Consider the following 25,340-nt stretch of genomic DNA (forward strand, 5'->3'; position numbering starts at 1 on the left):
TTACTTTTTAATGCGGCTGACAATTGTCATCAATTCGTCAATGTATGGATCCATATCTTCCGTTTCACTCGCATGGACCAAGCATTTACGCATATGACGCTCAAGCAGCTGCATCTCGACTTGCTTTAACGCGGCTTGAATAGCCGACGTCTGCGTCAAGATATCGACGCAATATCGGTCGCTCTCGACCATCTTTTGAATCCCACGGACTTGGCCTTCGATCCGGCGCAGCCGCTTACTGAGCGCAACTCGCTCGGCGTCTTCGCGCGGGACGAGCGGCTGTTCGTGCAAGAATTCATCCATTGTTATCACCTCACGTCTAATATACCCCTACCCCGTAATGGTGTCAAACGTATGAAATAAAAAAAGAGCGACAATTGTGTGTCGCCCTTGCTTGATTCAGTTGCGTTGAAACGCCTCGCTTTTCAAAACCGTCCGCAAAATCTTACCGGTCGTGTTTCGCGGTAACTCATCGATGATCTCGATGTGGCTCGGCTGTTTATACTTGGCAAGTTTCGTCGCCGCGAACGCGCGGATCTCGTCGACCGAAAGCTCATCGCGGGTGACGATAAACGCCTTCACCGCTTCACCTTGCTCGGCATCGGGCACGCCGATGACGGCAGCCTCGACGATACCCGGGTGTTGGTATAACACTTCTTCGACTTCCCGCGGGTAGACGTTATAACCACCGACGATGACCATATCCTTTTTCCGGTCGACGATGTAAAAATATCCGTCCTCGTCACGTTTCGCCAAGTCGCCCGTATAGAGCCATCCGTCCCGAAGCGTCATCGACGTCTCCTCAGGCAGTTTGTAATAGCCTTTCATGACGTTCGGACCGCGGACGATCAGTTCCCCGACTTCGCCGACACCGACTTCTTCACCGAGCTCGTCGACGATTTTGTTCTCGACGTGGATGATCGACGGACCGATCGATCCCGCTTTCCGTTCCCCGTGGAGCGGGTTGAAACAAGTGACCGGCGACGCCTCTGACAGGCCATACCCTTCGAGGATCTTACACTCGAATTTTTGTTCAAACGATTCGAGCAGTTGGACCGGTAAGCTCGCCCCGCCCGAGACGAAGACGCGGACGTGCTTGAGCGCCGACGCGTAAGCCGGTACTTTCAGCGCCGTTTGTAACAAGAAGTTGTACATCGTCGGCACACCGGCAAAAATGCTGACCTGATGCTTCGGAATGAGATCGAATACGTCTTGCGGCGAGAACTTCGGCAAGATGATGATCGTCGCCCCGCGCAGGAGCGGCGCGTTGACGATGACTGTCAAACAGAAGACGTGGAACATCGGTAGCGCCGCGAGCGCCTTATCGTCCGGTGTGATCTCGAGATATTCTCCGATTGAGTGCGCGTTCGAGAACAAGTTGAGGTGGGTCAACAGCGCCCCCTTCGGTTTACCTGTCGTCCCGCTCGTATATAAGATGACGGCGACGTCTTGTTCATCGACCTCGACTAGCGCTGTCACGCCCGAGGCGAACGCTTTTGAAAACGCCATAAATTCGATATCCCCTGTGCGCTCGATTGCGGGCACATCCGCATACGGTACCGAGATGACAAGTTTCAACTGCGGCAAGTTCGTGAGCGCCGTTTCGGCTTGCGCGACGAGCGGCGACAAGGCGACGATCGCTTTCACGTCTCCATCGAGTAAAATATAAGCCATCTCGTCCGGCGTATATGTAGGGTTGATCGGAATGACGATTCCCCCTCGCGCGAGGACCGCAAAATAAGAAATCAAGAACGCCGGGCTATTCCCGAGGACGAGCGCGACGTGGTCCCCTCTGTCGATCCCCTTCTGTTCAAGCGTCGATGCCATCGCTTGGACTTGTCCGAAAAACTGCTCGTAGCTGACCGTGTCCTCCCCGAACACATAGGCCGCCTTATTTGGATGCGCGGCCACAACCCCTTGTAACGCTGTGACTAAGTTTGCCATGGTAATCCCCCTTTAGAAATGAATGACGATTCACTCTTGAGCCGTAAAAAAGAGCACGGCAACCGCGCTCTTTTTCAGTTATCTCTATTGTACATGAAACATCTCAGGAAGAAAACGCTTTCAAATCCATCATCTGTAAATGATATAGTCCGGCCCGGCTTTGGACGTGAACGAGCGCTTGCAACGCTTCGTCGTCCATGAGCAGATCATCGATCAACTTATGGAACATCTGTTTCTTCTCGTCAGTCGTCGCTGTGATGGTAAAGATCATTTCTGCACAGACCGATTCCCCGGCGATCGTCCGCACGTCGAACGGACGGTTCAAGTGGAGCAGCGTGATGCCATCGCGCTTTGAGACCTGGTTCGGCACGTCGATGACAGCGACCGGGATGGCGACGTCCGTCACTCCGGACGGGATCGTGCGCTCCTGCTCGATGATGACTTGCGCGAACGTATCATCGACTATCCCTTTTCCTTCTAGCTCAAGACCAATCGCGAGCATGGCTCGCTCGAACGTCGGTTGATCGGTCACCCACATCCAGTTCGTGTCCATCCATTCTGTGATGAAACGGCACATCTTCATTCCTCCTATTGGCTCATCTCAATTAACGAAAGCGCTTGCACTGATTATGATACGCCTTCCCGCAACGACTCGCAACGCTACACATAAGGTTTCACGAAAACGCCAAAAAGGATGGTCTCTGAAACAGACCATCCTCCTGCAAAATCGCCTCAGCTAATGAGATCGACCAGTTCTTCTAAGTCGACGTTACCGAAGTAATGCTTGACGTCGAGGTGTGACAATTGTTCCCGAATCGCGGCTCGTTCGAATCGCGTCCCGACGAGTGCTTGCTCGACGTCGTGGATATCACCGACGCCAAAGAAGTCGCCGTAGATTTTCGCTTCTGTGATCGTCCCTTTATTGACGTTCAAACGAACGTCAATTGTGCCGATCGGGAAACGACGCTTCGATTCGACGTCGAACTTCGGTGACTTCCCGAAGTTCCAGTCCCAGTTCGCGTAGCGTTCTTTCGAGATGTCTTGAACGATTTCCCAGTCCTCGTCACGGAGCACGTAACGTTCCGGGTCTTGACCATCATAGATCGAGTGGAGGAGCGCCTCGACGAACCGTTCCATCTCCATCTCTTCCTCTAAAAATTCCGTGATGTTGGCGACCCGGCTCCGGACCGACTTGATGCCTTTTGAGCGCATCTTCTCTTCCGAGACGTTGAGCGAGTTGACGACTTCCTCGATGTTCGAGTTGAACATGAGCGTCCCGTGGCTGAACATGCGACCGCGCGTCGTGAATTGGGCGTTCCCGCTGATTTTCCGTTCGCCGACTTGAATATCGTTACGACCGGTCAATTCTGCTTCGACACCGAGTTGTTTGAGCGCATCGACGATCGGCTGTGTGAACTTCTTGTAGTTGTTGAACGAATTGCCGTCATCTTTCGTGATAAAGCTGAAGTTCAAGTTACCTTCGTCGTGATAGACGGCACCGCCGCCAGACAAGCGACGGACGACGTCGATCCCGTTCTCTTCGATATACTTCAAGTTGACTTCTTCTGACGTGTTCTGGTTTTTGCCGATGATGATCGACGGGCCGTTAATATAGAACAAGAAGTAGTCCTCATGCTCGACGTTCAAATGCTTGAGGATATACTCCTCGACCGCCAAGTTGAGTTTTGGGTCCCGGATGTCCGGGTTAAAGATAAATTTCACAGTCGGTTTCCTCCTAATCGGATGTTCGTTAGTTGTATTATACGAGACGAATCACCCGCTCTACAACTTGTTTACTTCCACTCACCGCTCATAATGCGCTTCAGCGCGTTCGCGACGCCGTACTCATCATGACGTTCCGTGACGTGGTGGCTGATCGCGATCAAGTCGTCGTGACTGTTGCCCATCGCGATCGCTTTGCCGGCGACTTCAAACATCGGCACGTCGTTCAAGTTGTCACCGATGACGACGACTTCTGACAAATCGACACCGAAGTGCTCGGCTAATTTTTTGACACCGTGACCTTTGTCGGCCCCGTTCGCCATCACTTCGATGTTGTCGTTCCCTGATGACGTGACGTATACCCCGTCGACACGCTCATCGATTTCAGTCCATAGTGATGACATCTTCTCAAAATGACTTGAGAACGCGATGAATTTATAGACGCGGCCAGCCTCGTTTTTGATGAAGTCCTCGATATCCTCGACGAGACGGACGTCTTCGTTGACGTAATAACGCTTCCGGAAGAACTCATACATCTCGAGCGACCGGTCGTCACCGTTTTGCTTCAAGTTTTCCATCGTCGCATCGATCAAATCGAGGCGACTTGCGACAAGTCCCGCTTCCGAATACATCTCGTAGAAAATGTCTGAATACTTATGGTCTTGATGAAGCACCGACACGACTTCGAGCGCTTCTTCAACCGTCAAATCGATTTCATGGAGCACTTCTCCCGTTTCGGTCAAGACGCGGCCCCCGTTTGACGAGACGATCGGGCACGTGAGACCGGCTTCATCGAGAATCTCTTTCGCGTTGAAGTAATTGCGTCCCGTCGCAATCGCAAAGCGAATCCCTTGTTCTTCGGCGGCGCGGACGATTTCAGCCGTCTCCGGTGCGATTTTTGTGTGGTTGTGCAGAATCGTGCCATCCATATCGGATACGAACAGTTTATACGTTGTCATCAACATCCACTCCCTCTTTTTCTCTTTCGCTTCTAACTATAACAAAAAGAGAGGCCGACGGAAAAATCCGACACCTCTCTTCACAAATCCTTAACCAAGTTCTGCTAACTGTTTGATCTGCTCGTGGACGCTCTTAATACAGTCCGGCATGCCGATCCCGTCGTAGGCGATCCCCGCGAGCAGCACGCCAGGATAAACTCGGCTCATCTCGGCCCGAAGCGCTCGCACCCGGTCGGCGTGGAAGACCGCGTACGGCGGCAATCCGTCCCGCAGCCGGCTGACGACCGCCTGGAGCGGTGCGGCTTTGATGTTCATCAAACCGCCCAAGTCACGGAGCGCTGTCGCCACGATGTCCTCATCCGGTGCATCGACGATCTCGTCAGCACCCGGACGACCGAGGAAGACACGGAGAACGTGATAGCCGTCCGGCACGGCGTGTGGCCATTTTTGATCGATGAACGTACACGCCGTGATCATCACGTCCGCTTCTTGGCTCGTGACGAAGCCCGTACCGACGAACGGGAGCTCGATGTCTGTCTCTTTAAAGACGAGTGAGCACGTCGCGGTCGCATGCGGCTTCATATCGGCCAAGAAATCACTGTCGACTTTCGGTAAGAACTGACGAATGAGACGCGGCGGGACCGTCAGTACGAGACGCTCTGAATCCATATCGCCACGATTCGTGAGCAGACGATAGCCTGTCTCGATCTCCTCGACTTGTTCGACCGAACAGTTCAAGATCACCTCTGTCCGCTCGAGCCGTTCCGCGAGACGGTCCGTCAGCGACTTCAAACCTCGCCGGAGCGAAGCGAACTGTCCGACTTTCTTCGCGCCGACTTCAGCGACACGCTGTTCGGGACGAAGATGGCGCATCCCTTCATATAGACTGCCGTACTTCTTCTCACCTTCGATAAACTGCGGGAACGTCGACAGCGCACTCATCTTGTCGATATCGCCGGCATAAATACCCGACAATAGCGGCTCGATCAATCGGTCGACAATCGGATCTCCGACCCGTTCTCGAAGATAGAGGCCGAGTGAGACGTCCGTCTCTGGGGGAATGATGTCTGGGGGCGATACCAGCATGGCCCGCAATGCCGCGTGCTCGTCTTCTGACAAGAGCGACGTCTGCTTGAACGCGTCGACGTCGAGCGGGATGCCCATCACCGTCTGTTTCGGGATCGGATGTAACCCGTCATGATGCAAGACGTACGCTTGGCCGACCCCGTTCCGGACGAGCTCGTCCCCGAGACCGACGTCATGGATCAACTCGGTCATCGCCGTCTTCCTGAACACGTAAGAGTCGGGGCCGCGCTCGACTGCGAATTCACCGGTCTCAAACGTATCGATTTTTCCGCCCAACCGGTCATTGGCCTCTAACAGCGTGATTGACACGTCTTCCGGCAAATAACGCTCGGCATAAAAAGCGGCGGTGAGACCTGTGATCCCACCACCGACAATCGTCAAATTACGCATGATGCACGATCACGCTTTCCATCCGATCTGCGACGGCTTCGATGAAGCTCCGCTCTGCGTTTGGCATATTTGGACGTGCATAGTGAACGCCAAGGCGGTCACAAACGACTTTACATTCCACGTCGTTGTCGAAGAGCACTTCAAGGTGGTCAGCGACGAAACCGACCGGCGTATAGACGAACGCCTCGTAGCCATGTTTTTCGTGAAGTTCAGCCGTCAAATCTTGGACGTCCGGCCCGATCCAAGGATCCGGCGTGTTGCCTTCAGACTGCCAACCGACCTCATAGTTGATGACACCAGCAGCTTGCGCGATCTTATCTGCCGTCTCTTTCAACTGATCCGGGTACGGGTCGCCACCGGCCAAAATCTTCTCTGGCAAGCTATGCGCCGACACGATCAAGCATGCCTTTTCGGCTGGGACCGGCAAGTTCGCGAACGTCTCTTTGATCGCTTCAGCCCACCAATTGATAAATTTCGGCTCATCGTACCACGACTCGACCGAACGGATCTCGATGTCGTATTTCGCCGCTTCTTCATGGGCGCGTCCGTTGTAAGACTTGACGCTATATGACGAATAATGAGGGGCAAGAACGACTGAGACCGCTTCTTTAATGCCGTCGTTCGCCATTTGCGCGACCGCATCCTCGACGAACGGTTCGATGTGCTTGAGACCGATATATAATTTGAAGTCGATTTCACCAGCGTGACGCTCGTTCAAAATGTCTCGAAGCGTCTCCGCTTGGTCGATCGTGATCTTCGCGAGCGGAGATACGCCCCCGATCGCCTCATAGCGTTCCGTCAAGTCTTGGAGCGCTTCCGGTGCCGGCTTGCGTCCGTAACGGATGTGCGTATAATATCGTTCAATGTCTTCCGGTTTATATGGTGTTCCATAAGCCATTACGAGTAATCCGACTGTTTTCATGATGATTTGCCTCCCATTTTTTCACGTGAATAGTCATGGATAAATGCCGTCAATTTGACGAGTACGGCCGGGTCGACTTCTGGGAACACCCCATGTCCCAAGTTGAAGACGTAGCCCGGTTGTTTCATCCCTTCATCGAGGATTTCTTTCACTTTCTCCTCGATGACCGGCCATGGTGCCAGCAAGAACGACGGGTCCAAGTTTCCTTGCACCGCTTTCGTAATGCCGCGATCGCGCGCTTCTTGAACCGACAAGCGCCAGTCGAGCCCGACGACGTCGATTGGCTGATCTTGCCATTCTTCTACAAGATGGCTCGCTCCGACACCGTGCATGATGAGCGGGATGTCGAGTGTGCGCAATTCAGTGAAGATGCGCTCAGTCGTCGGTTTAATGTAACGGACATAATCTTTGCGGCTGAGCGTCCCGACCCATGAATCGAACAATTGGAACGCTTGGATACCGGCCTCGGCTTGCGCTTTGGCGTACGTGATGACCATGTCTCCAAGTTTGTCCATGAGCGCGTTCCAAACGTCCGGCTCAGCATACATGAGTGCTTTCGTCCGATGATAGCTTTTCGATGGACCGCCTTCAATCATATAGCTCGCAAGCGTGAACGGTGCTCCCGAGAATCCGATGAGCGGCACTTCAAGACGCTCTCGGAGCAAACGGATCGTCTCGAGCACGTACGAGATGTCGTCAACATTCAGCGGTTTTAAGCGCTCGACGTCCTCCATCGTCCGATACGGATTATCGATGACCGGGCCAATCCCGCTCTTAATTTCTACGTTGACGCCCATCGACGGGAGTGGCGTCATAATATCTTTGTACAGAATGGCCGCGTCGACTCCGAGTTGCTTGACCGGGAGTTCCGTCACGTAGGCGCATAGTTCTGAATCGTGTGTGATTTCGAACAACGTCCTCGTTTTCTTGATCTCACGATATTCTGGTTGGTAGCGTCCGGCTTGGCGCATATACCAGACCGGCACATAGTCTGTCGCCTCTCCTCGAAACGCCTTCAAAATAGTATCGTTCATACGTCGCGTCATTCCCCTCTATAATTCTCCTACACTCTTCTTCTATAGGTATGTGAACTCAAAAACATTATACAGAAATTAATTAGAATAATGCTAATGTGAAGCATTTTCATTGTGTTTTCATTGTGTCATTTCTTTGTCGGATACGTGCGGAACGCCGAATTGAGCTGACCCCGGATCAATTCATCACGCTGTCTCGTCGATAGACGTTTTTCGCGCTCTTTAATGTCTTGAATCCGCCATCCGTCCTCAAGCTTTGACGCCACGTCGATCAATCGCTCGACGTCATGGAAAGAATATTTACGCGAGCCTCCCTTTGTCCGCTCCGGGAAGACGAGTCCTTTCGCCTCATAATAGCGCACTTGTCGTTCAGAAAGTCCGGTCAGTTCGGTAATAACGCCCATTCCAATCACTTTCTTCGACTTGTAGTCCATCGTCCGCCATCTCCCTTCTCAAAAAAACTATGTCAGATAATCTGACAAATTGCAATCCAACCCGTTCATTTCGTCTTAAACTGAAACCAACTTTTGAAATCACACTTGCTAAAAGGAGGAATCGCAACATGGAAGAAATTATGTATTATATGGACACGCTGTTCGTACTCATCGCTGCACTGCTCGTCTTGACGATGCAACTTGGTTTCGGCTTACTCGAGACCGGGACGCTCCGGGCTAAAAACGCCGGGCATGTCGCTGTCAAACAAATCATCAGCCTCTCTGTGGCGGCACTCGCCTTTTGGGCCGTCGGGTTCGGCCTCTCATTCGGGGATGGTACACGCTGGTTCGGGACTGAAGGATTCTTTTTAAACGGATCGTTCACGAGCCTCGACTGGGCCAACGTCTCGCTCGACATTAAATTCTTGTTCCAATTGTCATTCGTCGCCGTTGCGCTCGCAATCGCTTGGGGCGGATTTGCGGAACGGGCTAAACTGTCGGCCTATGTCTTATTCGGTATCTTCTTCGTCGCCATTCTCTATCCGATCGTCGCTCGCTCGGTTTGGGCGGGTGGACTCCTCGGCTCAATGGGGATGCAAGACTTCGCAGGCTCAGCCGTCGTCCATCTTCAAGGTGGGATGGCTGCCCTCATGGCGACGATCATCTTGAAACCACGACGGAAAACAGAATCACTCGCCGGTCATAACCACGTCTTGACGGTCGTCGGCGGACTCGTCCTTTGGCTCTGTTGGTTCGGATTCAACGCGGGATCGACGATGTCGGTCGCTGACGGATTCTTCGGTTATGTCGCACTTACGACGATGCTCGCTACGGCTGCCGGTGCGCTCGGCGCGCTCGCCATCGTCATGATCCACAAGAAGACGGCCGACATCCCTTCAGTCGTCAACGGTGTCCTCGGGGCGCTCGTCGCCATCACAGCCGCTTGTGCCTTTGTCGAACCATGGGCCGCTGTCGTCATCGGCGCCCTCGCTTCCATCGCAACATACGGCACGAGCATCCTCATGGCGAAGTATATCGATGACCCACTCTGTGCCTTCTCAGTCCACGGTGTCGCTGGCATCATCGGAACACTCGCACTCGGGTTCTTCGCATCACCGCGTCTCGTCGAGATCACCGGCATCGGTTCGGCCGGCCTCTTCTACGGTGGCGGTTTGTCACAACTCGGCGTCCAGGCGCTTGGTGTCTTGATCGCAATGGTCATCGCCGGAGGCGGAAGCTATGTCTTCTTAAAACTACTCGACGTGACGATCGGTCTCCGTGTCACTGAGGAGCAAGAAGACGTCGGACTCGATATCGCCGAGCACGGTGTATCGGCGTACGGTGAAATCGATGCGGAAACTGACACTCCGGCTCGTCTGCCGAAGATTCTCGGCTCGAGCGTGTCGGTCATGTCACCAAAAAAATAACAGCAGTCAAAGGGACACCCTTCACGCGCGTGGAAGGGTGTCCCTTATTCATTTCAACCGCCCTAAATAGTAACGGATGACAAGATAGCCGAGCACGACTCCCGCGACCGCGTCAACTCTAGCACCGAAAGCGACCGACCCGAGCGTCAGGACGACCAACTGACCAATCAGCAAGCGGTTCATCCACCATTTGTAACCCGCCAACCGTTCAAGACGCGTGATCGGCAACCATGAAGCGATCGACATCGTATCGAGTCGTTTGAAGAGCGGCACGAGTTGGAGTGCCGTCAAACCGACGAACAGCGGGACGACCAAGCCGACATACCAGCCACCCGACAGCCACATGACGATGAACGCCACGACAGAAAGGCGGAACACGAGGTCGAGCGAGTCTTTCGAACGGATGACACGTAAGCCATAGACATAACGTGCGGCATCCGCGCGTCTGAGCACCGAACGCTCGAGCGCTCGTACGATGACACTTCTCTCCTTCACTTCCTCCCGCATCGCCGGCAAGTCGACGAACCAACTGATGACACGGTCGAACTGCGCCTTGCTCTTCTGCTCGAGCGTGAGCCAATCAAGGAGCGGGATGCGGTCGTGTCGTCTTAGATGAAGCAAGACAAGCGCGACAAGCGCCGGCACCGGCGTCAATAACGGGACACCAAAAATCATGATGACTCCACTCGCGAGCGCACTGAAGAGCACCACGTTTGAGACCAGTTCGAGCTTTGCGAGGCGACCCGCTGCCGAAAGCAACACGCTCGCTGCGACGATGGCGCCTACTTCTGCCGGCGTGAGCGCTTGCGTCCGGACGATGAGCGGCAAGACGACGAGCATGGCGACGAGCGCCCGAACGCTCGCGAACACGACGTTGAACAGACGAACCCCGTTCATATACGAACGGATATCACCGAGCTCTGGCAACAAAAACACTTGATCCGCTTCTTGAAGCAACGTCCGTGGCCGATGACCGAGCGGCAAGAGCAAGAACACAAGCGCGACGACCCATTCGCTCGGAAACGCCGGGTCGAGTCCGTTTAAAAATTGATTGTAGACGAATCCCCCGTAAATGAGCGTGAAGTAGAGCGTGAACAAGAGACCCCCGTTCGCCACATAGCGGCTATACTTCACGACTTCTTCCATCCAACTACTGAACCGAGCGTTAAACACCCTCATTGCGCCCGCTCCTCGGCCTCGATCGCCTCGACATAAATGTCATCGAGCGTCGCGTCAGGACGGAGCGCATATTTTTCACGCAACTGCGCTGCCGTACCGGTCGCGATCACGACTCCTTGATGGAGAAACACGAACCGGTCACAGTGACGTTCCGCCGTCTCGAGGATATGCGTCGACATGAGAATCGCACACTCTTGTTTATACTCATCAAACAGGCGGAGCAGTTGACGGATCGCGAGCGGATCGAGACCGACGAACGGTTCGTCGACGATCAAGAGCGGCGTCTTCGTCACGAGCGCGCTCAGGATCATCGCTTTTTGGCGCATCCCTTTCGAGAAGACGGATGGGAACCAGTCCAACTGTTTCTCCATACGCATGTCGCGGGCCAATCGTTCCGTCCGCATCTCGAGGTCACGGCTGTCGATCTCGTACGCTTTCCCCATCAACAACAAATGTTCACGTAACGTCAACGTGTCATACAAAATCGGCGTCTCAGGTATATAACTTATTTTCTTGCGATAATTTTTTTCGGACGATTGCAACGTTTCTCCGTCGACTTCGACTGATCCCGAAATCGGTTCAAGCAATCCTAAAATATGTTTGATCGTCGTCGATTTCCCGGCACCGTTTAGCCCTATCAGCCCGACGAGCTCACCTTTTTTTACTTCAAACGAAACATCATGTAGCACTTGTTTACCTATATAACCGCCGTTCAAGTGTTCGACGTGTAACATGAAAACTCCACCCCTTATTTTCAACTTTTTTTTGTGATATATGTTTTAAAAATTGTCACATGGGAATATTCTCTACTGTAAGGCATTTTAAAAACTTATTCATCACTTCCATTGTTCCATAAAATTGTTATTGAGAACAATGGACAAAACAGAGAGGAGAATGTTTGCATGGGTTTTATTCTTTATTTGATCGTCGGAGGTATCATCGGTTGGTTAGCAGGTCTTATTTTAGGTAAAGACGTACCAGGCGGCGTTATCGGTAACATCATCGCTGGTATCATTGGTGCTTGGCTTGGTGGATTGATCTTCCCTGATTTCGGACCGATCATCGCTGACATCGCGATTATTCCAGCACTTCTTGGTGCGATTATCTTGATCTTGATCGTATCGTTCGTTATGAAATCAATGAACAAAAAGCGCTAATCCAGTGCTACAAAAACGGGACCCTCGACACGAGGGTCCCATTTTTTTCGTTCAACTTAACAGTAAATACATCGCCCCGTCGCGTTCGATGAAGCGTTTATCCGTTTCTAGACCGAGCAACGTGAAAATCGATTCGAACAGCGAGCGATCGTAACGCCACTCGATCCCAAGCTCTGTCTCGATTCGTTCATTCGGTTCACCGAGGAGGGCGACCATATCATCCGTCCGTTTGTCCAAATCGATGTCGATTTGGTTCACTTTCTTTTTAACAAATGTCACATCCATGCCGTCATACCGCCACACGTCGCCGTCCCGTTCAAGCGGTTCACCGAGCTGTTCGACGACCGCTTTCTCCCGCTTGTTCATAACCGACTCAATCGTTTCAAGCGAATGCCCGGTCCTCGCCTCGACTTCAATCTCGATCAGCTCGACCCGCTCGATATCGAACTGACCGGCAATCGTCTCGTTCGCTTCGGGCTGTAGCGCGAAAGCGAGCTGTTCCTCCCGAACGAGCGTCACCGTCTCCGTTCGCGTGACGGTCTCCCCGTTCACGACCGCGACGGCTTTGACGTCGTACCGGCCTGGCATCCGCTCGACTGTCAAGCTGTCGCCCGCCGCATCAATCCGGCCTACTTGTGTCCCATCGACCCATATGTTCGTCAACGGCACGTCTGACGTCGCAACGAACGTTTGCGGTAACAGCTCAATCCGATAATCCGCAAAGCCGAACCGGCCGTCTCCCGTATCAAGCAAGCGGAACAACCCGACTGACTCCATACCTTGACGTTCATCGGCGCGGTCCGCCGCCACCTCAGAGATCGCCTCACCTCGAATCGCCTTCTCTTCGTTCAGCCAACGCATGAACCGAAGTGCCTCGGCACGCGTAAGCGGCTCAGTCTCATATTCAACCGTCTGCTCAAAGAAAGCGACGTCTTCCGTCAACAGAGCCTCTTTAAATCGAACGTGGATTTGCGCGTTCGCCTCCGCCGGCTTATAGCCCCATATATAGATTGCCCCCGTCGCTAAGACGAGCAAAACGGCTAGGACGATGACGAGGCGAATCTTGCGCTGCCTTGTCGTCTTCTTCGATCGTTCATAAGCCATTCTCTCCACTCCTATCACTTTCTCTTGTCCTTCTATTGTAGGATGACGTGAGAACGAGGACAATCATTCTTTCGCCTGAACTTCCGTGTTATGATGAAATCGATCAGTCATTTCATGAATGGAGGAAATACGATGCATACCGATGCCAATTGTATCTTTTGTAAAATCGTCAACAACGACATCCCTTCTTACAAGGTGTACGAAGATGATGACGTCGTCGCTTTTCTCGACATTTCCCAAGTGACGAAAGGCCATACCCTCGTCATCCCGAAACATCATGCCAAAAACATTTACGAACTACCGAGTGACGTCGCAAGTGACGTCTTTAAAGCAGTACCGGGAATCGCGAGCGCGATTCAACGCGAAACGGGCGCAATCGGGATGAACGTCCTCTCGAACGCCGAACAAATCGCCGGTCAGACGGTGTACCATTTCCATATTCACTTGCTCCCGCGCTACGGCCACGAAGACGGCTTCGACGCGAAATGGGAAACCCATAACGATGCGTACACGCCAGAAGAAATGAACACGCTCGCGGCTCAAATCAAACAACGTGTTTGAACGAAACAAGCGGACCAGACTCCTCCGAGAGCCTGGTCCGCTTTCTTGTGTGTCATGACGAGTTGATCGAATTGAAGTGCCGCTTCCGCTCTTCTTCAATTTGTGCCCGTTCTATTTGCAATTTGATCGCATGCTCATACAGTTGCTGACGAGATTTGACAGACTCCGCTTGTTCGAACTCTTTTCTTAATTCATTTAGACGGGTGTCGATTTCAAAAAGTCGCTTTTCAAGCAAAGTTTGTTTACGCGTCTGTTCGTTCTGTTCTGACGCTTCGTATCCCGCCTCGAGTGCTTCCATTATTTTATGTGCCCAAGGGTCATCTCCCAGTTGTTTCGCCGCGTTGTACAAGTCTAGCATGTCATCGAACCAACGCTTTTGCTTGTCCACTGGAGGTCACCTTCCTTTGACCTCATTTTAAAATAAAATGATTTTTCGGTCAAAATTGAATGTTCTGAAAAATTTTATTTGAGATATAGGTTTTTAATCTCTCTTTTTTGGTAAAATAATATGAAAAGAATGTATTCTAGCATTATCGTGCTTGAGGAGGGGAATGTATTGTCGAGTCACAATCGTCGCGAGTGGGTTGCTTTTGGCTTTGTCGTAGCGTTTTTAGGCGTGGCGACAGTGAAAAAGATTGCTCGTGGAACAGCCAACGATGCCGCATCGAATCAGCATCGGGCGTCTACAATCACTACGTTGAAAGAACAATTCCAAAAAGTTGCCAAAGATGCTTCACAAGTAGTGGCGGCTGGTAAGTTACAAGGCAAAGAATTGACGGATCAAGTGAAAGCCGAGGTCGAACGCTATCAACAAGACATTCAGCCTTCAATCGAGCAGATCCAAGGAAACCTAAACGAGCTTTCAAACGTACAGTCAGATATGACCGAAGCGAAAGCGAAGAAGACCGACTGACCGGTCTTTAGGCATCGTCCGTCGTTTTAGTCACTTTGTATCCGGAAAGGATGAATTGAGATGGAACATGAAAAAGAATTCTCTGGCCCTGAGGCCATGCTCTATAGTCATAAAATCATTCAGCTCAGTAAAGCATTGTGGAAGACGGTCGAAAAAGACTGGCAGAACTGGATCAAGCCTTTCGATTTGAACATAAACGAGCATCATATTTTATGGATCGCCCACGCGCTCGGTGGCGCCTCAATCTCTGAGATTGCGAAATATGGCGTGATGCACGTATCGACCGCGTTCAACTTTTCGAAAAAATTAGAAGATCGTGGTCTCCTCACGTTCTCTAAAAAAGAAACGGACAAACGTAATACTTATGTACAGTTGACACCTGAAGGCGAAGCGCTCTTGCTCGAAACGATTCATGCGTTCGACCCTGAAGAGAACGGTGTGTTCCGTGCCTCGCTCCCGTTGCAGGAGTTATATGGGAAGTTCCCGGACTTGACGGACATCACGGCCATCGTCCGCCGCCTGTACGGCGACAACTTTATGGACATCTTCGCTGAAACATCAAAAATGATTTCTGAAGAGGCCGGACGTCGTCCCGAAGATGACGAGCTGACTAAAGAAGCTTGACGTGCGCGTAAAGGGGCTCTGTGATTTCGAGAGCGATTCCTTGTTTGACGCACGCCGCCAAGATGACCCCAGGGTCTAACGACGGATGCAACATCCCGACGAAACTGACGAGCAAAGGCTCTACGGACGACAAGCCGTAACGCCTTTGCTCGTTTTGTTGATTGTTGATTTCGTCGAGCAGTTTATAGAAGTCCGCAACTTCTTCTTTCGTCAAGTTTGCTTTGATGACTTCATATTCAAACGGCCGACTCGACCAATCGACTAGTCCGAGCAACAGCTCCATCTGAAAAGACAACTGATTAATTTTCTCTTCTAGCGACACGTTTCCCACCCCATCATTTCACATTCTCTTTCATCATTATACGACACGTTTCTGTGCTATGATACTACACAGGTAATCGAACAGCTGTCATGATTAACAAAATGTGGTATAGTCGAACATAGAAACTTATAGATTTTTAGGGGTGGAATATATGTCAAATGGAATGACGAATGAACCAAACAAACAAAACAAAAAGTTTTCAACTGGTGCCCTTGTCGGCGCATCGGCAATCGCGCTTCTCATCGGTGTAGGCGGTACGTACGCTGCAACGAGCGGCGGATCTTCTGACAACTCAGCTGTTGTCTCATTCGAAGGTGGCGAAATCACGCGCGGTGAAATCGCGGACATGAGCTACGACCGTATGGTCCCACAACTCGCTTTCCAAGAAACAATGAACGCACTTCTTGAAAAAGAGTATGGCGACAAAGTCGAGCAAGAAAAAGTCGACGAAGAGTTCAGCAAGACGGAAGAGCAGTTCAATTCGAAAGAAGAGTTCGAACAAGCGATTCAACAGGCTGGCATGACAGACACGGATGAGTTCAAAGAGGCACTCCGCGGCCAAATGCTCGTCGATGCTGCGAAGTCTGAACTCGTCGACGTGACGGACGAAGAAATCGAAGCACAATTCGCCAAAGAGAACGTTGAAGTCCAAGCGAGCCATATCCTCGTCGAGACGGAAGAAGAAGCGCAAGCTATCATCAAAGAAATCAACGATGGCGCTGATTTCGCAGACGTCGCGAAAGAAAAATCAACAGACACTGGTTCAGGCGAAAAAGGCGGCGACCTCGGTTACTTCTCAGCCGGCGCCATGGTTCCTGAATTCGAAGCATACGCGTTCCAAGAAGATGTCGTCGGTAAAGTCTCAGAGCCGGTCCAATCACAATTCGGATTCCACGTCATCAAAGTCGTAGACCGTAAAGAAAAAGACCTCAAGCTCGAGGACGAGAAAGACCGCATCCGTGAAGAATTGGCGACTGAAAAAGCAGCTTCAGTCGACGCCAACAAAATCTACGCTGAGTTGATCGAAAAATACAACGTTGACGTGAAAGACGCGAAAGCCTCAACACAGTTCGACGCAGTAAAAGACGCACTCAAAGCGGAAGAAGAAGGAACATCAGAAGAAGCACCGGCTGAAGAGTCGACAGAACAATAAGCAACAGGCAGGCGTCCCGCGGGATGCCTGCCTTTTTTATAGCTTCGGTTTGTAGAACGCCCGGTTATCAAGCGCCATGAGCCGTTCTGTGAACGTTCCTGGCTCGACACCTTCGAACGCCTTATCGAACATGTTCATCCGCGCATCGATGTTGTCGATGAAGAACAGCATTTCCGCCTCCGGAAGTTGCGGCGCGTTCGCCGAGCCCCACTCCGGCTTCCCGTGGTGACTCAAGACGAGATGTTGTAACAGCGTCGTGACTTCACGATCGGTCCCGAGCTCGCGGGCCGTGACTTCGATTTCGGACGCCATGAGCGACAAATGACCGAGCAGTTTGCCTTCGAGCGTATATTCCGGGGTGATCGCGTCCGACAGCTCGATGACTTTCGCCAAATCGTGCAAGACGACACCTGAGACGAGCAAGTCCCGATTCAACTGTGGATACAAGTCACACATCGTTCCGGCCAGTTTGAGCATCGACATGACGTGGAACGCGAGCCCTGAATAGACCGCATGATGATGGCGTACCGCCGCCGGATACGTGAAATATGCCTCTTCGTTTCGGTCGACAATCGTCGTCACGAGTTCCCGCATGCCCTCGTGACTGATCGCGTCGATATACGCCCGGATCGTCGTCTCGAGCTCCGACTTCGGGATCGGCGCAGAGCGGACGTACGGTGCGATGTCCGTCTCCCCTTCGATGATCGAGATCTGCTTCAGTTTGAGCTGCGTCCGGCCCCGATAGTCCATGACTTCTCCTGAGGCGTGGACGATCTTTTTCGTCCCGTACTTCTCGGTATCGGCGCTATCCCACACCTTCGTCTCGATCTCGCCGCTCTCATCGCATAAAACGAGCGTCAGATAAGGCTTCCCGTTCCCGGCGAGCCCTCGATATGATTGTTTGATCATTACATATTGGTTTAACGTGTCGCCCACTTTGAGCTGACCGATTTTAGTCGTCAATGAAAGCACCTCTCTTCTTGTCAGTACTTCCATCTTAACGAAAGTTCGCTCTAGATGCCAACTTTCTCGGTAAACCGGGAATACTTGATGAGAGAAGAACATTGGGGGAATGAAGGATGAATTGGACTTGGTACACACGACCTGAGGAAATCGTACACGTTGACGACTACTATACGGAGGCGTACACGTATTGGCTCGAACAACTGACGACGGCCAAAGTGACGAAAATCATCGTCGAGCAGGACTATATGTACGGTTCGCTCACGCTCGACTATGAGCAGCTCGAACGCGAACCGCAGAAAATCGGTCACTATTTCGTGACGCGCGACTTTTTATGGACGATCGGGTTTGATGATTTGTATTGCGATAGCGTCGCAGCGAAACAATATGCCACACCGATTGCAGCGTTCTATGACCTGCTCGCCGAAAAGATGGATTATTACTTCCACGGGATCGATGAATACGAGGAACGTTTGATGATGGCACAGCGTCAAATGAGCGGTCAAGTTCCGCCTGAGTTCATGAACGAAATATTTGGGCTGCGGAGCGAGATTGAACGCTGGTCGGATACGGTCGTCCCGTACCGCGAGCTACTGATGGCGGGACGAGAGGCGTTCCTCGACATAGAGTTGAATGAGCTGAAGTCTTATCGCCTTGCTGAGTACCGTGTCGATCGGCTGTTGACGTTGATCGAACACTACCAAGGCGATGTCATCGCCTTGACCGACCTCGCCTCGACGCTGTCAAATTTTCGTGGCAACGAGATCATGAAGGCGTTGACCGTCTTCACGGCGCTGACGACACCGGTCGTCGCCTTCGGTGCCGTCTGGGGCATGAACTTTAAACAGATGCCAGAACTCGAATGGCCGCTCGGCTATCTATTCGCTTGGGTCATGATCGTTCTCTTCACGGGCTTAGTTTACGCTTGGTTAAAACAAAAAAATTGGATTGGGTCTCTGTTACAATTCCCGAATCAAATCCGTAACCAAAAACAAATGGAAAAACAGCGGAAGAGAACAAAACAGTAAAAAAACGAACAAAAGTTCGCTATAATGAAAGGAGTCGATTGAAACGGAAAGGAGATGCCGATGGAACGTTTAATCATACACGTCGATATGGATGCGTTCTATGCATCCGTCGAACAACGCGACCGCCCTCACTTGCGAAATAAGCCTGTCGTCGTCGGTGGCGCCCCTCACAGCCGTGGAGTGGTCGCCACTTGTTCGTATGAAGCGAGAAAATACGGCGTGCATAGCGCCATGTCGTCACGCCGGGCGTTCGCCCTGTGCCCGCAAGCGACGTTCGTCAAGCCACGCTTTCAGGCATATCGACAAGTGAGCCAAGACGTGATGGAGATCTTCAAGTCCGTGACGCCATTTGTCGAGCCGCTATCGCTCGATGAAGCGTATCTCGACGTCACCGAGAATTCACTCATGAGCATGTCGGCGCCTTACGTGGCGCGCTACATTCTCGGCGAGATCAAACGCCGGACCGGACTGACCGCTTCCGCCGGCGTCGCCCCGTCCAAGTTCGTCGCCAAAATCGCCTCCGGGTTCGACAAACCGAACGGCCTCACTATCGTCGCCGCGGACGAAGTCGAGTCGTTCCTCGCCCCGCTGTCGATCACGACGATGCACGGTGTCGGAAAAGTGACCGCCCAGACTTTGTTCAAGCATGGGTTTGAAACGATTGCCGACATCCAGCAATCGCGACCTGAACAGTTGAAGGCCATCCTCGGCCATGACCGTGGTGTCCAGTTATACGAACTCGCACACGGACGTGACAGCCGTCCCGTCGTCCCGACCCGTGAACGCAAGTCGATCGGCTCGGAGACGACGTTCGCCTTTGACCTCGACGACCCGGAGGAAGTGTATGAGCGCGTCATCCCTGAGATCGAAGACGTGTTGCAGCAGCTCGACCGCCGTGAATTGAGTTGTCAAACTGTGACGATCAAAATCAAAACGAGCGAGTTTCAAGCACGCAGTCACCAGATCAAGCTGAACCATCCGACCCATGACCATGATGAGATCAAACGGCTTTCCCGACGCTTGTTCGACGAGATGTCAATCAACGAGCCGGTCCGTCTAATCGGCATGACCGTCTCCGATTTGATTCCCCGAACGGAGACGGCCCGTCAGCTCACGTTCGACGAACTGACGAAACCATCGCTTGAAGAATGAATGGTGATTCAGTACAATGGAAAGAAAGGGGGGGTCCGTTTGAACATGTACACAGTCACTGCGTTCGAGAATGACGGCACAGTCTTACTTAATGATTCATTCGAGGCAGCGAACGACGAAGAAGGAAAAGCGACAGGGCTAGCGATGCTCCATGAGGCCGGTCACGACCATAAAGGAGCGCGCATCGTCCGCCAAGGACAACTCATCTATTTCGAACGGTGCAAACTTCCTGGAAAACTGAAAGGCACGGCCTCATAACAGCGAAGCGCCTCAGGAAACCCGAGGCGCTTTGTTCATTCGCTATATTGTTTCTCCCAGTCTTCCCGCCATGCCCAATAGTCGTCCGGATGTAGCTCTTCCGCCGTCTTCCCATCCAGTGAATAAGGTGCCCCCATCAGCGGTTCCTTTGAATCAGGGAATGAGGTCCCGCCGATGATGTCCCCGTCATCAATTAGGACCAAGACGTTCGTCTGTCCGAGCTCGTACTGATCATCGAGCAGATGGTTACGGACGACGAAATGCTCTCGCTTAATGTCGCGCCCGATATAGTCGTCCGGTGGCGTCGTCTGGACGCTCCAAGTATCTCGCACAGGTGAATCGAGAAGGTCTTCCTTCTCGAAACGTGACGTGTCCCCTCCCTTGTAAGAAACAATCTCATATCCTTTCTCCTCGAGGTAACGCTTCGCCAGCTTGGCGTCCTCTCCGAGCATCGGTTTTTCGTTGGCGTTCGAGCAAGCCGCCAGGAAGAAGACGCACAGGAGGATCCCGATTCGTTTCCACATCATCTCTCCACCTCATCAGTTCGTTGTTTTCAACTTATTCGTTAACTAACAAAAATTTCCTCTTTCAGAATGGAAAGAGGAATAAAATCGAAAAAATCGCGACGACCGCGACAATCATTTGTAGCGGCAAACCGACTTTAACGAAATCGAAAAAGCGATAGCCGCCGATACTGAACACCATCGCGTTCGTCGGTGAGCCGAACGGCGTCATAAACGCGAGTGATGCCGCGACGGCGACGGCGACGACGAGCGGCACCGGACTGACTTCGAGTGACGCGGCGAGCGATAAGGCGAGCGGTGCGAACAAGACGGCCGTCGCCGTATTGGAGATGATTTGACTGAGCACCATCGTTGCGACGAAGATGGCGACAAGCACCCAGACCGGACCAGCACGTCCGAACGACTCACTGATCCATGTGACGAGCCAGGTCATGACACCCGCATTTTCAAGTGCGGTCCCGACTGGAATCATGGCGGCGATCAACAGGAGCGACGACCATTGGACCGACTCGTAGGCAACGTCCATATGCCGGACCGCTCCCGTCAGCACCATCGCGATGGCCGCAAGCCAAACGGCAACGGTCGGATCGACCCATTCGAAGACGAGGAGCACGACCATGACTAGCATGATGAGACCGGCCGCGAGTTGATGGCGCTCGGACACAGCTCGGTTGGCGACATCGGTCACGCGCTCGTTCGCGAGCAACAAGTGTGTCTCGTCACCCGCTTTTTCTAAATCGCCCCACTCGCCTTGGGCCACGAGCATATCACCTCGCTCTAACGGGACGTCTTTCAGCCGTGTCATCGCAATTTCTTCGTTCGGGCGGATGACTTGAAGCACGTTCAAGCGGTAGTCATTCCGCAGCCGACTTTCCGAGAGACAGTGACCGATGAGCGGGCTATCAGACGGGACGGTGAAAATGGCGACGCCTGACTCTTTCCCGTAGATATCTTTCAGCTCCATCGGTTCAACGACCACCCCTTCTTGACGGGCGACGCGTCGAACATCCGCTTCTGCCCCGCTAACGAGGACACGTCCCTCATAGAGCACCGTATCGGCTCGGGCCGTGACGAGTCGATGCGCGAGCCCTTTTCGCTTTTCGCCGAGGACGATCAAACCGTCACGTGACCACTTCACATCTCGGAGCGTTTTCCCGACGAGCGGATGACCTTTCGTGAGCGTGAGCGCGTAGATGTTCAACTCGGGCATCGGCAGACGGGCGACGACGACCGAACGAACCTCGCCCGCATCGAGCAGCCGGTTCCCGATGACATAAAAGTAGAGCAGCCCGACGACGGCGGCGGCGAACCCGATCGGTAGTAGCGAGAAGAAACCGAGCGTCCCGCCTGAGGCACCGCGGAGCGCCTCGGCGGCGACAAGGTTCGGTGGGGTGCCGATGAGCGTCATCGTCCCACCGATGCTTGAAAAGAACGCGAGCGGCATTAACAGTTTTGCCGGATTCGTACCCGTTTGTCTCGACATGGCGAGAACGACCGGGATCAAGAGCGCGACCGTCCCCGTGTTCGACATGAGACTCGATAGAAACGTCACGGTGACCATCAGAACGAGAAATAGACGCACCTCACTCCCTTTCGCATAAGGAATGAGCCCAGCGCCAAGCCGTTCGGCGAGTCCTGTATGAAACAAGCCCGCTCCGACGATGAATAATCCGGCGATCATCAAGACGACCGGATTCGAAAAACCTGCCATCGCCTCGACAGGCGACAATTGCTGCGTCAATACGAGCGCGACCAGCCCGACGAGTGCGACGAGATCGGCCCGCAACCAGCCCCCGATGAAAAAGATGATCATGACCGCTAATATGAACAAGGTGACCATGACGCCCACCCTCTCTTGTGAATTGATATACAAGGTTATTATACCCTATAATATGTAAGCGCTATCATAACGAATTTGACAAGTCGGTCAACAAAAAACGGATGGCTCGAAAGCCATCCGCACAGGTGTTATTGAACTTCGTTTTCATTAACCATCGGAGCGTATAGCTCTTCAAGTGGTTTCATGATAATTTTTGTCACTTCTGTGACCAGTTGATGCATGCGTTGCTCTTCTTGCATGAGCTCCATGATCAATTCGTTCTGTTGAACGCTCATCATTTTCGTTTGAGCATCCATCATCTCTTGTTCTGAGATTTCTTCGCCTTGCATTTGCTTTTGCTGAAGCGTCATTTGGATATCACGGAAGTCAGCGAACAACTGGTTCGCTTCTGCATCCGCATTGACACGATCGTATAATGAAGAGAGATTTGTGAACTCCTCAGATTCGCGAAGTGCTTTTTCCAATTGGTTAGCATGATCGTACAAGTTTGTTTGTGACATGTGACGTCCTCCTAAATACTATTAGGGCCGTGGCCGATCAAACGATGGCAATCAACCCTTGAATCAACCCAATCATACCACCTAACAGCGCTCCAAGCCATGTTATTGCCCGGAACTCCCGTTTCGAGATCGATAAGACGATCTCCTCGAGGTACGACGTATCGAGCGATTGGACTTGCTCTTGCACGATTTGATCGATTTTCAGACGGTCCATCACCGTCTCCATTTGATTGGTGAACCGCTCGATGACGAGCCGAACCCCGTTCGGGACGAGATCGTCGACGATGCGTGTCTCGACGTCTCGTGTGTACGAATAGACGGTCCGGTCGAGCAATTCGCCGACCGGGAGACGGGTGATGACTTCTGTCGTCACCCCATCGATCAATCGGTCTTCTAACCGCTCATCTAAGAGTGTGTCGACCGTACGCTCACTGAACCGTTCGAACTCGCGCGTGATCATCGTCGCCATTCCAGAACGAGTCGACCCGCCACGTAAAATGTTGACAATCTCCGGGCGAATCATCTCGACGAAGTTCATATTTTGAATGAACCCGGCGATAAAACCGAGCCGGCGTTGGACGAACGAGTCGACCATATACCGCAGCTGAGCCTCTCCTTCCGCCGAATAGAAATACTCTTCTGATTTGACGAGCATCGCGTCGACGATTTCCGGGATCACGTCACGGACACGGTCCATCCCGTCCTCACCGAGCAGTTCGTACAGCTTGCGTGACTTGACGTCAGCGAGCACGAGCCGGAGCTCTTGGCGGAGTTTCGTGTCCGCTTCCGTCAACACACGCGACTCGGCGTCCGGGTAAAGCGGTTCGACTAGTGTACGGATCGTCTTGTCCGAACGGAGCATCGTCCGGACTTCCTCTTGGACGAAATAGGTGATGTGGCCGCTCACTTGTTCGTCGAGCAGGCGCTTCCGCATCCCTTCAGGCGTCAACAAGTGTTTCACGACCGTCTTGCCGAGACTCGTCGCCAGCTCATCGCGGCGTTTCGGAATCAACCCCGGTGTGAACGGTACTCGGACTTTTCCGATATACTTTGGCTCGTGGGGCCGAAATAACATTTTGATGGCGAGGAAGTTCGTCACTCCCCCGATTGTCGCCCCAATGGCGATCATGATGAATATTTTTAGTAGACTATCCAAACTGCCTGCCCCCGTTCTGAAATATGATACATTGTTGAAGAGGTGATTGTGTTGACTACGTTTGATCGTATTAAATCGATTTTCCCGACCGTTGTCCATCGGTCGGAAGACGCATCCGGAGACTATGCTTGGTATCAAGCACAGGATGGGACCGTGTTCGGCTTGCCAAAAACCGAGTTGAACGAGCGTGAACGGCAACTGCTCGAATGGTCGGCGACACCGTTTTTGACGACCGCCGACCCCCGTCAAGAAAAATGGCAAAACCGCCTGCTCACCGATTCGTATCGGATCGCGCAACCGTTCCGTCTGTTGTCACTATCGCTCCACTATCAAGAGAGGGAATCGCTCGAGCAATTTTTAGAGATATTACACGATTTCATGCCAGAAGCGGAGATTGTCGTCATGACGCGACATCACGTTGAAATCATTGAGATGAACCAACTCGTCGACTTGTCTGATTTCGAGGACGTATTGCGTGCCGGCGCGAGCGACTGCTACGTCGAAGCGCACGTCATCTTTAGTGAGCGGCCGCTCGGTGTGTTGGGGACGCTTTACCATCAACACATGACGTTGCGCCCGTTCGCGAAACTCCCTACTAAAACTTACCCTGCTAGTCAATTATTATACCATTACTTGCTACAAGACCATGAGACTTTTGCCACACGTCTCCAATTGACCGAGGCGGCGTATTCGATACTCGATAAGACGAGCGTCGAATTGTTAGAGGCGCTGTTCGCCCACTCGCTGAACGTGTCCCATACGGCGAAAGCGCTGTTCATGCATCGGAACACGCTCAATTACCGGCTCGATCGGCTCTATGAACTGACAGGATATGACGCTCGTCAGTTTTATGATGCGAGTTTACTCCAACTGATTGTCACGTTGCACAAATCTGAGTAACTGTTTTTGTGCAACGTGTACATATCTCGTGCAAGCGGTTTCATCGTATAATCAATCTTGTAAGCGCTATTATACAAGAACACATTCT

The 25,340-nt window shown here is 52.4% G+C and carries 29 protein-coding genes; 10 read left to right on the top strand and 19 right to left on the bottom strand.

Annotated features, from left to right (window positions below):
* The 9 genes from EVJ29_RS13510 to EVJ29_RS13550 all read right to left on the bottom strand — a co-directional run bounded on the left by EVJ29_RS13510 (position 1) and on the right by EVJ29_RS13550 (position 8,491).
* The gene (locus EVJ29_RS13510; protein ID WP_070327854.1) at positions 1 to 303 is read right to left on the bottom strand and encodes a metal-sensitive transcriptional regulator; all 303 of its coding nucleotides are present in this window, start codon (positions 301 to 303) and stop codon (positions 1 to 3) included.
* A 96-nt stretch (positions 304 to 399) separates the two neighbouring features.
* Positions 400 to 1,944 (bottom strand): long-chain-fatty-acid--CoA ligase, encoded by a 1,545-nt coding sequence (locus EVJ29_RS13515; RefSeq protein ID WP_131489963.1) that lies wholly within the window; start codon positions 1,942 to 1,944, stop codon positions 400 to 402.
* A 103-nt stretch (positions 1,945 to 2,047) separates the two neighbouring features.
* Positions 2,048 to 2,521, bottom strand: coding sequence for a PTS sugar transporter subunit IIA (locus EVJ29_RS13520; RefSeq protein WP_236633547.1), 474 nt, complete (start codon positions 2,519 to 2,521; stop codon positions 2,048 to 2,050).
* Between the two features lie 155 nt (positions 2,522 to 2,676).
* Positions 2,677 to 3,666, bottom strand: coding sequence for a lipoate--protein ligase (locus EVJ29_RS13525; protein ID WP_131441598.1), 990 nt, complete (start codon positions 3,664 to 3,666; stop codon positions 2,677 to 2,679).
* A 71-nt stretch (positions 3,667 to 3,737) separates the two neighbouring features.
* Positions 3,738 to 4,631: a Cof-type HAD-IIB family hydrolase gene (locus EVJ29_RS13530; RefSeq protein WP_071399224.1), complete on the bottom strand. Its 894-nt coding sequence runs from the start codon at positions 4,629 to 4,631 to the stop codon at positions 3,738 to 3,740.
* A gap of 84 nt (positions 4,632 to 4,715) precedes the next feature.
* Positions 4,716 to 6,101 carry a protoporphyrinogen oxidase gene (gene hemG, locus EVJ29_RS13535; RefSeq protein ID WP_131489965.1) on the bottom strand — a complete coding sequence of 462 codons (1,386 nt, stop codon included), beginning with the start codon at positions 6,099 to 6,101 and terminating at the stop codon, positions 4,716 to 4,718.
* Positions 6,094 to 7,023: a ferrochelatase gene (hemH, locus tag EVJ29_RS13540; protein ID WP_070327860.1), complete on the bottom strand. Its 930-nt coding sequence runs from the start codon at positions 7,021 to 7,023 to the stop codon at positions 6,094 to 6,096. The genes hemG and hemH overlap by 8 nt, the downstream gene beginning before the upstream one ends.
* Positions 7,020 to 8,069, bottom strand: a complete 1,050-nt coding sequence (hemE, locus tag EVJ29_RS13545) for a uroporphyrinogen decarboxylase (protein ID WP_070327861.1) — start codon at positions 8,067 to 8,069, stop codon at positions 7,020 to 7,022. The genes hemH and hemE overlap by 4 nt, the downstream gene beginning before the upstream one ends.
* Before the next feature lie 116 nt (positions 8,070 to 8,185).
* Entirely contained in the window at positions 8,186 to 8,491 is a 306-nt protein-coding gene (locus EVJ29_RS13550) for a MerR family transcriptional regulator (protein ID WP_071399222.1), read from the bottom strand.
* 128 nt (positions 8,492 to 8,619) lie between these two features.
* Between EVJ29_RS13550 and EVJ29_RS13555 the strand changes: the two genes are divergently transcribed.
* Positions 8,620 to 9,918 carry an ammonium transporter gene (locus EVJ29_RS13555; protein ID WP_131489966.1) on the top strand — a complete coding sequence of 433 codons (1,299 nt, stop codon included), beginning with the start codon at positions 8,620 to 8,622 and terminating at the stop codon, positions 9,916 to 9,918.
* A 48-nt stretch (positions 9,919 to 9,966) separates the two neighbouring features.
* Here EVJ29_RS13555 and EVJ29_RS13560 read toward each other — a convergent pair whose 3' ends face one another.
* Positions 9,967 to 11,097, bottom strand: a complete 1,131-nt coding sequence (locus EVJ29_RS13560) for an ABC transporter permease (RefSeq protein ID WP_131489967.1) — start codon at positions 11,095 to 11,097, stop codon at positions 9,967 to 9,969.
* Entirely contained in the window at positions 11,094 to 11,831 is a 738-nt protein-coding gene (locus tag EVJ29_RS13565) for an ABC transporter ATP-binding protein (protein WP_070327865.1), read from the bottom strand. Before EVJ29_RS13565 ends, EVJ29_RS13560 begins: the two co-directional genes overlap by 4 nt.
* 168 nt (positions 11,832 to 11,999) lie before the next feature.
* Between EVJ29_RS13565 and EVJ29_RS13570 the strand changes: the two genes are divergently transcribed.
* Positions 12,000 to 12,254 carry a GlsB/YeaQ/YmgE family stress response membrane protein gene (locus EVJ29_RS13570; RefSeq protein ID WP_070327866.1) on the top strand — a complete coding sequence of 85 codons (255 nt, stop codon included), beginning with the start codon at positions 12,000 to 12,002 and terminating at the stop codon, positions 12,252 to 12,254.
* Between the two features lie 51 nt (positions 12,255 to 12,305).
* Here EVJ29_RS13570 and EVJ29_RS13575 read toward each other — a convergent pair whose 3' ends face one another.
* Complete coding sequence (locus EVJ29_RS13575) at positions 12,306 to 13,358, bottom strand: hypothetical protein (protein ID WP_131489968.1); 1,053 nt, start codon at positions 13,356 to 13,358, stop codon at positions 12,306 to 12,308.
* A 132-nt stretch (positions 13,359 to 13,490) separates the two neighbouring features.
* On the opposite strand from EVJ29_RS13575, the gene EVJ29_RS13580 reads away from it, so the two are divergent.
* Positions 13,491 to 13,919, top strand: a complete 429-nt coding sequence (locus EVJ29_RS13580) for an HIT family protein (protein WP_131441620.1) — start codon at positions 13,491 to 13,493, stop codon at positions 13,917 to 13,919.
* A 52-nt stretch (positions 13,920 to 13,971) separates the two neighbouring features.
* Here EVJ29_RS13580 and EVJ29_RS13585 read toward each other — a convergent pair whose 3' ends face one another.
* Positions 13,972 to 14,307 (bottom strand): hypothetical protein, encoded by a 336-nt coding sequence (locus EVJ29_RS13585; protein ID WP_071399216.1) that lies wholly within the window; start codon positions 14,305 to 14,307, stop codon positions 13,972 to 13,974.
* 168 nt (positions 14,308 to 14,475) lie between these two features.
* On the opposite strand from EVJ29_RS13585, the gene EVJ29_RS13590 reads away from it, so the two are divergent.
* Both EVJ29_RS13590 and EVJ29_RS13595 read left to right on the top strand, forming a co-directional pair.
* Positions 14,476 to 14,832, top strand: a complete 357-nt coding sequence (locus EVJ29_RS13590) for a hypothetical protein (protein WP_233589624.1) — start codon at positions 14,476 to 14,478, stop codon at positions 14,830 to 14,832.
* Positions 14,833 to 14,892: 60 nt separating this feature from the next.
* On the top strand, positions 14,893 to 15,456 hold the full coding sequence (locus tag EVJ29_RS13595; RefSeq protein ID WP_070327870.1) for an HTH-type transcriptional regulator Hpr: 564 nt from the start codon (positions 14,893 to 14,895) through the stop codon (positions 15,454 to 15,456).
* Here EVJ29_RS13595 and EVJ29_RS13600 read toward each other — a convergent pair.
* A complete protein-coding gene (locus tag EVJ29_RS13600; RefSeq protein ID WP_131505295.1) occupies positions 15,443 to 15,787 on the bottom strand; it encodes a DUF1878 family protein in 345 nt (114 codons plus the stop codon). The two genes, EVJ29_RS13595 and EVJ29_RS13600, sit on opposite strands and share 14 nt — an antisense overlap.
* A 142-nt stretch (positions 15,788 to 15,929) precedes the next feature.
* Here EVJ29_RS13600 and EVJ29_RS13605 point away from each other — a divergent pair, with 142 nt between their 5' ends.
* Complete coding sequence (locus tag EVJ29_RS13605) at positions 15,930 to 16,931, top strand: peptidylprolyl isomerase (protein ID WP_131489969.1); 1,002 nt, start codon at positions 15,930 to 15,932, stop codon at positions 16,929 to 16,931.
* 36 nt (positions 16,932 to 16,967) lie between these two features.
* Here EVJ29_RS13605 and EVJ29_RS13610 read toward each other — a convergent pair whose 3' ends face one another.
* Entirely contained in the window at positions 16,968 to 17,927 is a 960-nt protein-coding gene (locus EVJ29_RS13610) for an HD domain-containing protein (protein ID WP_070327873.1), read from the bottom strand.
* Positions 17,928 to 18,010: 83 nt separating this feature from the next.
* Between EVJ29_RS13610 and EVJ29_RS13615 the strand changes: the two genes are divergently transcribed.
* The 3 genes from EVJ29_RS13615 to EVJ29_RS13625 are packed head-to-tail and all read left to right on the top strand — an operon-like array spanning position 18,011 to position 20,332.
* Positions 18,011 to 18,922: a magnesium transporter CorA family protein gene (locus tag EVJ29_RS13615; protein WP_131466185.1), complete on the top strand. Its 912-nt coding sequence runs from the start codon at positions 18,011 to 18,013 to the stop codon at positions 18,920 to 18,922.
* A gap of 60 nt (positions 18,923 to 18,982) precedes the next feature.
* Positions 18,983 to 20,074, top strand: coding sequence for a DNA polymerase IV (gene dinB, locus EVJ29_RS13620; RefSeq protein WP_236633549.1), 1,092 nt, complete (start codon positions 18,983 to 18,985; stop codon positions 20,072 to 20,074).
* A gap of 45 nt (positions 20,075 to 20,119) precedes the next feature.
* On the top strand, positions 20,120 to 20,332 hold the full coding sequence (locus tag EVJ29_RS13625; protein WP_269089669.1) for a YhzD family protein: 213 nt from the start codon (positions 20,120 to 20,122) through the stop codon (positions 20,330 to 20,332).
* A 35-nt stretch (positions 20,333 to 20,367) separates the two neighbouring features.
* Here the strand turns inward: EVJ29_RS13625 and EVJ29_RS13630 are convergent, their stop codons facing one another.
* From EVJ29_RS13630 to EVJ29_RS13645, 4 genes are all read right to left on the bottom strand, one after another.
* The gene (locus tag EVJ29_RS13630; protein WP_131489972.1) at positions 20,368 to 20,856 is read right to left on the bottom strand and encodes a hypothetical protein; all 489 of its coding nucleotides are present in this window, start codon (positions 20,854 to 20,856) and stop codon (positions 20,368 to 20,370) included.
* Positions 20,857 to 20,920: 64 nt separating this feature from the next.
* A complete protein-coding gene (locus EVJ29_RS13635; RefSeq protein ID WP_236633551.1) occupies positions 20,921 to 22,696 on the bottom strand; it encodes an SLC13 family permease in 1,776 nt (591 codons plus the stop codon).
* A gap of 128 nt (positions 22,697 to 22,824) precedes the next feature.
* Positions 22,825 to 23,196: a YlbF family regulator gene (locus EVJ29_RS13640; RefSeq protein ID WP_016510204.1), complete on the bottom strand. Its 372-nt coding sequence runs from the start codon at positions 23,194 to 23,196 to the stop codon at positions 22,825 to 22,827.
* A 37-nt stretch (positions 23,197 to 23,233) separates the two neighbouring features.
* Positions 23,234 to 24,325, bottom strand: coding sequence for a DUF445 domain-containing protein (locus EVJ29_RS13645; RefSeq protein WP_131466215.1), 1,092 nt, complete (start codon positions 24,323 to 24,325; stop codon positions 23,234 to 23,236).
* A gap of 75 nt (positions 24,326 to 24,400) precedes the next feature.
* On the opposite strand from EVJ29_RS13645, the gene EVJ29_RS13650 reads away from it, so the two are divergent.
* Entirely contained in the window at positions 24,401 to 25,252 is an 852-nt protein-coding gene (locus EVJ29_RS13650) for a PucR family transcriptional regulator (RefSeq protein ID WP_070327879.1), read from the top strand.
* Positions 25,253 to 25,340 lie beyond the last annotated feature (88 nt).

It is taken from the genome of Exiguobacterium sp. SH4S7, assembly GCF_004336795.1.
Taxonomy (GTDB): domain Bacteria; phylum Bacillota; class Bacilli; order Exiguobacteriales; family Exiguobacteriaceae; genus Exiguobacterium; species Exiguobacterium aurantiacum_A.